This window comes from Trinickia sp., from assembly GCF_035492435.1.
Classification (GTDB): domain Bacteria; phylum Pseudomonadota; class Gammaproteobacteria; order Burkholderiales; family Burkholderiaceae; genus Trinickia.
Window position 1 is genome coordinate 1 of the sequence record NZ_DATJJF010000134.1, and the last position, 9960, is coordinate 9960.

Annotated in this window: 14 protein-coding genes; 2 read left to right on the forward strand and 12 right to left on the reverse strand. The window is 61.6% G+C overall.

The features are described from left to right. The 7 genes from moaC to VL598_RS10485 all read right to left on the reverse strand — a co-directional run. The coding region (gene moaC / locus VL598_RS10455) for a cyclic pyranopterin monophosphate synthase (RefSeq protein WP_325326642.1) at window positions 1–250 on the reverse strand (250 nt) is incomplete at its 3' end. Between the two features lie 117 nt (window positions 251–367). Continuing rightward, window positions 368–973 carry a DUF2946 family protein gene (locus VL598_RS10460; RefSeq protein WP_325326643.1) on the reverse strand — a complete coding sequence of 202 codons (606 nt, stop codon included), beginning with the start codon at window positions 971–973 and terminating at the stop codon, window positions 368–370. Continuing rightward, window positions 966–2018, reverse strand: coding sequence for a YheT family hydrolase (locus tag VL598_RS10465; RefSeq protein ID WP_414718694.1), 1053 nt, complete (start codon window positions 2016–2018; stop codon window positions 966–968). Before VL598_RS10465 ends, VL598_RS10460 begins: the two co-directional genes overlap by 8 nt. 48 nt (window positions 2019–2066) lie before the next feature. Then, the gene (locus VL598_RS10470) at window positions 2067–2519 is read right to left on the reverse strand and encodes a nuclear transport factor 2 family protein (RefSeq protein WP_325326644.1); all 453 of its coding nucleotides are present in this window, start codon (window positions 2517–2519) and stop codon (window positions 2067–2069) included. A 160-nt stretch (window positions 2520–2679) separates the two neighbouring features. Beyond that, on the reverse strand, window positions 2680–3714 hold the full coding sequence (waaF, locus tag VL598_RS10475; RefSeq protein ID WP_325326645.1) for a lipopolysaccharide heptosyltransferase II: 1035 nt from the start codon (window positions 3712–3714) through the stop codon (window positions 2680–2682). A gap of 269 nt (window positions 3715–3983) precedes the next feature. Beyond that, window positions 3984–4178, reverse strand: coding sequence for a zinc-finger domain-containing protein (locus VL598_RS10480; protein WP_325326646.1), 195 nt, complete (start codon window positions 4176–4178; stop codon window positions 3984–3986). 119 nt (window positions 4179–4297) lie between these two features. Continuing rightward, window positions 4298–5221, reverse strand: a complete 924-nt coding sequence (locus VL598_RS10485) for a branched-chain amino acid transaminase (protein WP_325326647.1) — start codon at window positions 5219–5221, stop codon at window positions 4298–4300. A 216-nt stretch (window positions 5222–5437) separates the two neighbouring features. Between VL598_RS10485 and VL598_RS10490 the strand changes: the two genes are divergently transcribed. Then, a complete protein-coding gene (locus VL598_RS10490; protein ID WP_325326655.1) occupies window positions 5438–6208 on the forward strand; it encodes an AzlC family ABC transporter permease in 771 nt (256 codons plus the stop codon). Next, a complete protein-coding gene (locus VL598_RS10495; RefSeq protein ID WP_325326648.1) occupies window positions 6205–6528 on the forward strand; it encodes an AzlD domain-containing protein in 324 nt (107 codons plus the stop codon). Before VL598_RS10490 ends, VL598_RS10495 begins: the two co-directional genes overlap by 4 nt. On the opposite strand, the gene VL598_RS10500 is transcribed toward VL598_RS10495, so the two are convergent. From VL598_RS10500 to VL598_RS10520, 5 genes are all read right to left on the reverse strand, one after another. Continuing rightward, a complete protein-coding gene (locus VL598_RS10500; RefSeq protein WP_325326649.1) occupies window positions 6503–7585 on the reverse strand; it encodes an EscU/YscU/HrcU family type III secretion system export apparatus switch protein in 1083 nt (360 codons plus the stop codon). The genes VL598_RS10495 and VL598_RS10500 overlap by 26 nt on opposite strands. After that, window positions 7582–8370, reverse strand: coding sequence for a type III secretion system export apparatus subunit SctT (gene sctT, locus VL598_RS10505; protein WP_325326650.1), 789 nt, complete (start codon window positions 8368–8370; stop codon window positions 7582–7584). Before sctT ends, VL598_RS10500 begins: the two co-directional genes overlap by 4 nt. Next, window positions 8367–8636 (reverse strand): EscS/YscS/HrcS family type III secretion system export apparatus protein, encoded by a 270-nt coding sequence (locus VL598_RS10510; RefSeq protein WP_325326651.1) that lies wholly within the window; start codon window positions 8634–8636, stop codon window positions 8367–8369. Before VL598_RS10510 ends, sctT begins: the two co-directional genes overlap by 4 nt. Window positions 8637–8657: 21 nt before the next feature. Continuing rightward, window positions 8658–9308 (reverse strand): type III secretion system export apparatus subunit SctR, encoded by a 651-nt coding sequence (gene sctR, locus VL598_RS10515; RefSeq protein WP_325326652.1) that lies wholly within the window; start codon window positions 9306–9308, stop codon window positions 8658–8660. A gap of 119 nt (window positions 9309–9427) precedes the next feature. Continuing rightward, window positions 9428–9960, reverse strand: a 533-nt coding sequence (locus tag VL598_RS10520) for a FliM/FliN family flagellar motor switch protein (RefSeq protein WP_325326653.1), incomplete at its 5' end; no start/stop codon positions are given.

Sequence of the window (9960 nt, forward strand, 5' to 3'; positions counted from 1 at the left end):
CTCGCGTCAGTGCAAGCGGATGGCAAAGCGGAATCAGGTCGGACGTGCGTTTTGCACCCTGGATCGCGGCGATGCGCGCGACGCCGAGGACATCCCCCTTTTTTGCATTGCCGCCGCGAATCAGTGCAAGCGTCTCGGGCAGCATGCGGATCGAGCCGCGCGCGAGCGCGATCCGTTTGGTCTCTTCCTTGCCGCCGACGTCCACCATGTGCGCCTGGCCGGCCGCGTCGAAATGTGTCAGTTCCGCCATATCGGGCTCCTTCGAAGGGCGCCTATCTTAACTTAACAGTCCATCCAACTGCCGGCGACGCACGGATCCCGTAGCGCTGTCCAAGCGCTCACCTCATGTGCCCGGGCTGCCGGGCACTCACGGCGCCGCCATTGCCATTGAAGCTGGGCTCGGCACGAAGTCGAAACGCTCGGGCACGTCTGCGCGCATGATGGTGCCGATCGGCAAGTCGCATCCCGTGCGCCAATGGAAGCGCCCGGCGCCCGCGGCGCCGTCGTCGTCGAGCGTTAGCGTTGCGAACTCGCTGAAAAGGCCAAGATCGTGGTCATGCAAGAGCGCAATGCGGGTGGGCGTCGCTGAATCGACGATGAGGACGGCGCCATCTTCGTCGATCAAGGCCTCAGCAGGCTCGAAGGATCCGCCCGTATGATCCGTGAGGGTAGGCTCGCTACGGCCGTTTGTTTCTCGGGATCCGAGCCGCACGATCCACGGCGTATAGGCGAGCTCGACATAGACGCGCTGCGGTCCGTTCTGGAAAAACCACTGACCGCGCTCATCGCGTTCGTAATTGCGGTTGATAAAGCCGATCAGCGCCGGGTGGCGCACTGGCGCGCCCAGATCGCGCAGCGCTTGAGCGCGCTCGTCGCGCATGCGCCACTGGCCGCGGCGGTCGAGCAGCAGCCAGCCTGTGCAGTGCGGCACACTCGGCCATTTGGCGATCGCTGCTTTGACGATTTCATCCATTGCGCGAAAACGGTTCGAAGAAGGACAACACCCGTCGCGCCAACCAGTCGATGCGCCCCGGGAACGGCCCGGTCATGAAGCCAACGTGGCCGCCTGCCTCGGGCTGGTCGAGCTCGACGGCCGCCGACACCTCATTGCGTGTCGGCAACGCCGTGCTCGGCAAGAAGGGATCGTTGCGCGCGTTGAGGACGAGTGTCGGCACAGCAACGTCGCACAACAGGGGACGGGTCGTCGCGTGCGTCCAGTATTCCTCGGTGTTTCGAAAGCCGTGGAGCGGGGCGGTAACGACGTTGTCGTAGTCGTACATCGTGCGGCTTGCAAGCATGGCGTCGCGGTCGAAGAGTCCCGGGTACTGCTCGAGCTTTTGCAAACCCTTCCGCTTGAGCGTCTTCAAAAAGCTCATCGTATAGATGACCGCGAATCCTTGCGACAGCGCCCGCCCGCCGGCATGAACGTCGAGCGGGGCGGAAATGGCCGCGGCGGCGGCGATGAACGTCGCGTCGCTGCCACGCTCGCCGAGCCAACGCAGCAGCACGTTGCCGCCGAGAGAGACGCCTGCGACGATGATAGGCCCCTCATGCGAGGCCCTCAGACGGCGCAACACCCAATCGACTTCATCACTGTCGGCCAGGTGATAAAAGCGCGGTGCAAGATTGAGCGGGCCGCTGCAGCTGCGAAAGTGCGGTACGACCCCGTGCCAGCCATTGGCACGCGCGCTCGACATCAGCGTGCGTGCGTAGTGCGAGTCGGAACTGCCTTCGAGGCCGTGAAACAGCACGAAGAGTGGTGCATCGGGCGGCGGCGCGGCCACGCCGCCGCTGGGATCGGCGAGCCAGTCGAGATCGATGAAGTCGCCATCGGGCGTGTTCCATCGCTCACGTCGATAGTGGACCATGGGCCGGCGCCCAAAAAGGGCGGGGACGATCGTCTGGGCATGGCTTGTCGGCAGCCAGCACGGCGGGGAGTAGAGCAACTCGACCAGTGTCCCGGCAGCCGCCCCGTCCATCGCCGGGATCGATGTTGGCTTTTCGTGTGCCGTACTCATGGTCTTCTTCCCCAGCCTAAAACGAGCGGTCGGCGTCGAGCCCCCCGCTCAATGTAATGCGCCTTGCCCCTGCCGAACCCTTGCGGCAAACTCGTTTGCCGTTTCCTCAGACATCGCACTCGCATGAATGTGCGCGATGCGCCATTCGCCGCGCTCGTGAACGAGGACGTACGTCGTATACACCATGCGCGGCGGCGCCACGGGATCGCGCAGCCGCTGCGCTTCCGCGACGGCATAGACAACCGTCCCCAGGCTGTCGTAGACACGCACGTCGAGGGGCTCGACAGCGGCCGGCAGCGTGTGATCCGCGGCTAATTGCGCGAACCCGGCACGGATGTTGTCGATGCCATGCCAGTGGCCGCTCTTCGAGTCGATGAAGCTTGCGAATTCTTCGTCAATCCACAAGGCCATCACGCTGTCGACATTGTTGTCGGCAAGCGCCTGGTAATACTCGTTCAGCGTGTCAGCTGCAGCTTCGAAGAGTCGGGCAAAACGTGGCATCGGATAGCTCGTCGAGGTCTCTCGCGCGCAACGGCGCGCCGGTTGCTGGCAACGCCGCGGCGCATCCGCACAAGTGCGTTACATCGCGACGCGGCCATCTTCATGCTTGCCCGGCGTCCTGGCTCAATGAACGCACGAATGCGCCTGGGGCGTCCGTGCGTCAGCGCTCGCGCAGCAGCATCGCGCGCACATCGCCGAACACTTGCTCGGCCGTCAGTTCGCGCAGGCACCGCAAATGGCCCAGCGGGCACTCGCGCGCAAAGCACGGGCTGCATTCGAGGTGCAGCCATTGTACCTTCGCAACGTCTGACAAAGGCGGCGTGTGGCGCGGGTCGCTCGAGCCGAAGACGGCCACGAGCGGACGTCGCAGCGCCGCGGCGACGTGCATCAGACCCGAGTCGTTGCTGACGACGGCGCCGGCGCGCGAGATGAGCGCGCAGGCTTCGCCGAGTGACGTCTGGCCGCAGAGATTGCGCACTCGAGGCGCGTGCTCGGCGATGGCTTCGGCGATCGACGCATCTTTGCCGGAGCCGAGCGCGACGATCTGCGCGTACGGAAACGATTGGCCGATCATCTGCGCAAGCGCCGCGAAATGTTCCGCTGGCCAGCGCTTGGCTCCCCCGTACTCGGCCCCTGGACAAAAGACGATGAGCGGCACGCGCGTATCGAGATTGAAGCGCGTGGACACGCGTGCCGATTCGTTGAGGTCTGTCTCGAGACGCGGCGTCGGCAAGCGATCCGCAAGGTCGGGCACATGCGAGCCGGGTGCGTAGGCAAGGGTGGCGTAATGCGCGGCCATCGGAGCGCGCGTATCCTTACGCGGGTTTGCATGGCGGACGTTAAGCAATCCATAGCGATGCTCGCCCGTATAGCCGATGCGCAATCGAATGCCGGCAAGCCACGGGATCAGCGCGGACTTGAGCGAATTCGGCAGTACGTATGCGGCGTCATACCCGACGTCGCGCAAATCGGCAGCGAGTTGCCAGCGCCGCGCGAGCTGTAGTTTGCCATGCGCGAGGTCGGTCGCATGGACCTCGCTGATTTCAGGCATGCGCTCGAGTACGGGCGCCACCCAGCCGGGCGCGACCGCGTCGAGCGTCACGCGTGGGTGCAACCGCTTGAGCAGCGCGAACAGCGGCTGCGCCATCAACGCGTCACCGATCCAGTTCGGTGCAATAACCAGTGCGCGCCGCATGAGTGAAAATGTCCTCGTTTGAGATCGAACAAGGCGGCATATTGAGGGATAGGCCGCTATCGCGCAATGAAAACGGCGAGGCCATCCGCAAAGCGGAGCAAACCGCCGCATTGCCGACTCCATCCACCGAAGGGAAGGGCGAGCGCCGGTTCAGAAAGCGCATGCCGCCCGGAGCTCCATCCCAAGAATGGCCATCGAGCATGCGCCGGGCGCGACGCGGTGAGCGGCGAACGTCGCGCCGGATGGCGCAGGCCTTGCCCCGGCTGCGCTCAATGACCCCGGACGACTTCCCCTTCTCGCAGCTTGTAGCGCGTGCCGCAGTAGGGGCAGTGCGCTTCGCCGTGCGTCACGTCGATAAACACGCGCGGATGGGTGCTCCATCGCGGCATCGAAGGGTTCGGGCAGTAAGCGGGCAGGTCTTGTGCCGACAATTCGACCAGCGGCATTTCCTTGGTTACGCTCATGAGGATCGATTCTCTTTATAGGCGATGGACTGCGGCGATGCACTGGCCGATGCACGGGCAAATAGCGGCTCTGCCCGTTGTCTGACCGGCGCCCTGGCGTCAGGGACGCGTTGGGCGAATCAGACCTTCGTGAGCCAGTGCGCGTACTGCTCGCGCTTACCGGAAACGATGTCGAAGAACGCGGTTTGCAGCTTCTCCGTGATCGGGCCGCGCGCACCGTTGCCGATGGTGCGGTTGTCAAGCTCGCGAATCGGCGTGACCTCGGCCGCGGTGCCGGTGAAAAACGCTTCGTCGGCCGTGTAGACTTCGTCGCGCGTGATCCGCTTTTCGATGATCTCGATACCGGCTTCCCGGGCAAGCGTGAGGATGGTGTCGCGCGTGATACCGTCGAGACAGGAAGAAAGATCAGGCGTGTACAGCTTGCCGTTGTTCACGAGAAAGAAATTCTCGCCCGAGCCTTCCGAGACGTAGCCGTCGACGTCGAGCAAAAGCGCTTCGTCGTAGCCGTCAGCCGTTGCTTCCTGGTTGGCGAGGATCGAGTTGACGTACCAGCCCGAAGCCTTCGCGCGTACCATCGAAACGTTGACATGATGGCGCGTGAACGACGACGTCTTGACACGGATGCCCTTCGTGAGCCCGTCTTCGCCGAGGTAGGCGCCCCACGGCCAAGCCGCAATCGCCACGTGGATGGTGTTGCCACGGGCCGACACGCCGAGCTTTTCGGAGCCGACCCAAACGATCGGCCGCAGATAGGCCGATTCCAGCCCGTTTGCGCGGACGACCTCGCACTGCGCGGCCTCAAGCGTTTCGTGATCGAACGGCACATTCATTTGAAAGATCTTCGCCGAATTGAACAGGCGCTTTGTATGCTCTTTCAGACGGAAGATCGCCGTGCGGCCGTCGGCTGTCTTGTAAGCGCGCACACCCTCGAAAACGCCCATGCCGTAGTGCAGCGTGTGCGTGAGGACGTGGATCTTGGCGTCGCGCCAGTCGATCAGCTTGCCGTCCATCCAGATCTTGCCGTCGCGGTCGGCCATTGACATAAGTAATCTCCTCGCGGGTTTGGGGCTTGTGCGGTAAATGTCTCATTTTAGCGTCTTTTGAATGCCATCCGAAGATGGGATGCGCAAAGCGCCTCTATAATCGATAGCTTGCCCGGTTCCGCTATGCCGGCTTTCCGGTTCGCGGCGTTGTCAGGCGGTTTGCCGCGAATGTTCGATGTCCAACTTCGTTCGCCGCACCGCCGCCTCTTGCCCCCCATGTTCACCCGTCTTTCCGCCGCTGACCGCGCCGCCTTTCGCGAAGGTGTGCATGCGTTCTCGCCGACCCTCATGGCGATGTTCTCGTGGGGGCTCGTGACCGGGATCGCCATGAGCAAGTCGGTGTTGACCGTGCCGCAGGCGCTCGGCATGTCGCTGCTCGTCTACGCCGGCACCTCGCAACTCGCCGTGCTGCCCTTGCTTGCGGCCAAACTACCGATCTGGACCGTACTTTTGACCGCGGCGATGGTCAACGTCCGGTTCCTGATCTTCAGCGCAGGGCTCACGCCGCACTTCTCATATCTGTCACTCTGGCGGCGGCTCGTGCTCGGCTACTTCAACGGCGACGTCGTCTACCTACTGTTCCAGAAAAAGTCCTTCGCCAACGGCTACGTGCAGGGAAAGGAGGCGTACTTCTGGGGCATGGCCGGCACTAATTGGCTTGCGTGGCAGGTAGCGTCGATCATCGGGATTCTGCTCGCCAGTCTCTTCCCCAACAATTGGGGACTGGAGCTCGCCGGCACGCTCGTGCTCGTGCCGCTCATCATCACCTCGATCGTCAATCGATCGACCCTGGCGGCGGTCGTCGTGGCCGCCATCGTTGCACTTGTCGCGATGGATCTGCCGTATCGCCTCGACCTGCCGCTCGCCGTGTTTGCGGCGATTGGTGCGGGCAGCGTCGTCGACCTTATTGTGGAATGCGCGGATACCCGACGCGAGCGCGGCAGGCGGGCAAGGGCGAGCGCATCGGGCAAGGGAGCATCGCGATGACGGCTTTGCAAATCTGGTTTGCGATCGCGGGCATGACGGTTGTCACGGCACTGACGCGTGCTTTTTTCCTCATTGGTGGCGAGCGCGCTGTATTGCCAGAACGTGTGCAGCGCGCCTTGCGCTGCGCACCGTCTGCTGCGCTCGTGGCAGTCCTGTTGCCCGACGTGCTACAGACCGAGCATGGCATTTCGTTCGGGCTCGCGAATCATGCGCTCTACGGCACGCTCGCGGGTCTCGCCTGGTTTATCTGGCGGCGCAATATGCTCGGCACGATTATCGTCGGCATGCTCGTGTTTACGGGTTTGCGTCTGTGGATGTAGGGCAAGCGTGCACCGCGTCCTCATACTCGAGTTTCATCACGAGGCGCAGGATGTTCGCGACCGGTTCGAATAAGCCCGAAGGGATGTAGCCGCCTACTTCGGTTTGCGCGGCGAGCGCTCTCGCGACACCCACGTTTTCGACGACAGGCACGCGCGCTTTATCCGCAAGATCGACGATATGCCGTGCGCGCGCATCATGGCCGATCTCGAGAACTTGCGGCAACGGCGTTTCGCCCGCACGGTAGTAGAGGCACACGGCGACATGTGTCGGGTTGCGCACGACGACACTCGATTTGCCGACATTGGCGGCGAGGCTGCCGCTTTGCACTTCGCGGTGAGCCTCTTTGCGCTTGTGCTTGACTTCGGGGTTCCCTTCCGAGTTCTTGTATTCATCTTTGATATCTTCGACGGACATCATCAGCTGTTTTCTTATGCTGTAGCGCTGAAATGCGTAATCGGCGATACCGTAGAGGACGTAAAACGCAAGCAACGCGCCCCACATCCAAGAGAGTAATCGCACGCTGACGTGTAACCCGCAAGCGACATCGCATAAAGGCAGAAACTGGAGCGAAGCACCGTATTGGCGGATCAAATAAAAGAAGATCACTGAAAGCAGTACCACCTTCGAGAGCGATTTGGCCAATTCGAAGAGGGCGCGAACCGAGAACATCTGCTTCAGATTCGCTAGCGGATTGATTTTCTCAAGCGACGGTTTCATGGCCTCATGGGCGAGGAGGGGGCCGGTTTGCGCGACGATCGCCGCAACGGTCGCGAGCACGACCAGCACGGCGAGGCCGGTGACGAAACGCAGCAGAACGTGCGCGGCTGCACCGAGCAATTGGGCACCGGCGCTTGCCAAGTCCTCATTGACGACGTCGATCGATAACGCGCTCAGCGCTTCGAACGCGTTAAACAAGTGTTGGCCTTCCACCATGAAGTAGCCGAGCAAAGCAGCCAGTTGCACACCGCTTGTGATTTCGGTGCTTTTGGCGACATGCCCCTTCTTACGTGCTTCCTTGATCTTTTGCGCAGTGGGCTTTTCCGTCTTTTCGCTCATGGCGTGGGCGAGAGCAGGGTCTGGACATGACTGACGAAGGTCGCCGAGCGATCGACGAGCGCGTGAAAGGCGAAGCCCATGCTCACGATCAGCAGCAGTACTGCGAACGCGCTCTTCAAGGGCATTGATAAAAAGAAGACGTTGAGTTGTTGGGCCGACCGGTTGATGAGCCCAAGCGCCATGTCGACGAGCAGAATGCCGATCAATGCGGGCATCGAGAAGCGCAGGCATAGCTCATACATCAATTGCCAGTCGCGCAAGAAAAAAGATAACCAACGCGCGTCGCGAGTTAACGCTATTCCCGGTGCAAGCGTGCCGTACGAGTCGTAAATCGCAGCGATGAATTGATTGAGTCCGCCTGTCGACAGAAAAAGCAGGCTGAACACGTGCGAGTAGAGGATGCCAAGCAACGACGATTGCTGGCCGAGCAGCGGATTCAGTACGTTGGCCATTGTCGCGCCGCGCATCGTATCGATGAATGCGCCAGCCATATCGAGCGCCCAGAACGGAATCGCTGCGGAAAATCCAATCACGATGCCGATGGCGATTTCCGTGCAAACGGTCGATAGGAGTATGGGCCACGTTTCACGCGCGGAGTCGAGAGCCGGCCACGCTTCGTGCATCGGCAGCAGCGGGAGGGCGATGAGCAGGATCAGCGCGTTGCGCGACAGCGCACCGCCTAGCGTTGCGCGATTGAAAAGCGGCACCATCAGCACGGCACCAAGCGGCCGCAGCACCGAAAAGCCAAGGGCGGGCAGCCATTGCGTCCACAACGCGATACTCACGGTCTCATCTGCGAGATTCTGTCGAATGACTGGTTGGCGTAGTTGAGCACGACATCGCCCATCCAGTGGTAGGTGCCCGCCAGCGTGGCGGCGACGGCGAGCAGCTTGATGAGAAACTGCACCGTTTGATCCTGGATTTGCGTGAGCGCTTGCAACAGGCTCACCACAATGCCGACGACGGATGCGACGACAACCACGGGGAGCGACAGCAGCAGTACGAGCCACAACATCTGTGCCGCAAGTTGCGTAACGATGGCCTCGCTCAATGGACGTCTCCCTTCGGGCTCTTAAGAAAACGACATCAACAGCTGGCCGATCAACTTCTCCCAACCGTTCATCAGCACAAAGACGAGCAGTTTCAGCGGCAGAGAGATGGTCATCGGCGACACCATCATCATCCCCATGGCGAGGAGGACGTTCGACACCACCAAATCGATCGCGACAAAGGGCAGATAGAGCAGGAGTCCGATTTTGAAGGCTTCCTTCATCTGACTGATCGTGAATGCCGGCATCAGAACGAGCAGCGACTGGTCGGCAATCCGTGTCCGGTATCGTTGCGGCCAAAGCTTATGCCCGATTTCGGAGAAGAAGCGAACTTGATCGGGCGAGGTATTGCGCTCGAGGAACCCACGATAGGGCGCGAGGACGCTCGATTGAGCTTGACCCGTGAAATCGTCGGCTTGGATCTCGAGGGGGTGGCTTGCGAGGTTGTCGCGGATATCGAGCCCCACGGGCGCCATGATGAACAAGGTCAAAATCAAGGCGAGCCCGTAGAGGGCGATGTTCGGCGGAATCTGTTGAATGCCGAGTGCGTTGCGCAGCAACGAAAAGACAATCGTCAGCTTGAGAAAAGACGTTCCAAGTACGACAAGGAGCGGCAAAATCGACAGCGCGAACAAAAGGGCGACCAGCTGCAGCGGCTGATTCAGCAACGTCATGGCAGAAACTCCGGACTGCTTCCTGATAGCGCGTTGATTGTCCAGTGCGAAGGTGCCGCTCGCCTATCCGGCCGAGACCTGAATGTCCCGGCGTTGAGCGCCTATAGCGTCCTTAGCGTCTATAGCGTTTCGATCTTCGCGGCGAGCCGTCCGTCGATATCAAGCAACGTGGCACGTGCGATCGAGCGTCCGCCGACCTTCAGCGTGACGAATTCATCGGGACGCGCTTGGCCGGTCAAGATATCGCCCGGTTTCAGTGCGGCTAGCGCACTGGCATGAACGTCGAAGCCGCACACTTCGGCGACTACGGTCACAAGGGTGTCACGCGCGGCCCCGTTGTCCGGCGCCGGCATGGCCGGCTCCACGTCGAGCCAATCGTCAAACGCTTCCATCGCATCCTCGATAGTAAAAACGCCCGCCTCGTCGTAAGCCAGGCGTGCGACAGGCCGGGTCGTGAATAGTCCGAATTCGCGTTGAGCGACACGATAGGCATGCCGAAGCAAGAGCGCATCCCCGACGCAGAGACTCTTTGCCAAGCTGTGGGGGATGCTGCTCCAGCCAGCAACTAAGCTCACCCGGACCGAGATGTCGGACGCGGGCTCACACGGACAAGGGGCGAGCTGATCCGCTAGCGCATCGAGCCAACCATAGG

What these genes read in the sequence shown, in the direction of transcription:
- waaF (WP_325326645.1), bottom strand. Translation starts at nt 3,714, where the DNA reads ATGCGGCGCGCACTGGTTATTGCACCGAACTGGATCGGTGACGCGTTG.
- VL598_RS10495 (WP_325326648.1), top strand. Translation starts at nt 6,205, where the DNA reads ATGACGGCTTTGCAAATCTGGTTTGCGATCGCGGGCATGACGGTTGTC.
- VL598_RS10480 (WP_325326646.1), bottom strand. Translation starts at nt 4,178, where the DNA reads ATGAGCGTAACCAAGGAAATGCCGCTGGTCGAATTGTCGGCACAAGAC.
- VL598_RS10500 (WP_325326649.1), bottom strand. Translation starts at nt 7,585, where the DNA reads ATGAGCGAAAAGACGGAAAAGCCCACTGCGCAAAAGATCAAGGAAGCA.
- VL598_RS10470 (WP_325326644.1), bottom strand. Translation starts at nt 2,519, where the DNA reads ATGCCACGTTTTGCCCGACTCTTCGAAGCTGCAGCTGACACGCTGAAC.
- VL598_RS10465 (WP_414718694.1), bottom strand. Translation starts at nt 2,018, where the DNA reads ATGAGTACGGCACACGAAAAGCCAACATCGATCCCGGCGATGGACGGG.
- VL598_RS10485 (WP_325326647.1), bottom strand. Translation starts at nt 5,221, where the DNA reads ATGTCAATGGCCGACCGCGACGGCAAGATCTGGATGGACGGCAAGCTG.
- VL598_RS10460 (WP_325326643.1), bottom strand. Translation starts at nt 973, where the DNA reads ATGGATGAAATCGTCAAAGCAGCGATCGCCAAATGGCCGAGTGTGCCG.
- sctR (WP_325326652.1), bottom strand. Translation starts at nt 9,308, where the DNA reads ATGACGTTGCTGAATCAGCCGCTGCAGCTGGTCGCCCTTTTGTTCGCG.
- VL598_RS10490 (WP_325326655.1), top strand. Translation starts at nt 5,438, where the DNA reads ATGTTCACCCGTCTTTCCGCCGCTGACCGCGCCGCCTTTCGCGAAGGT.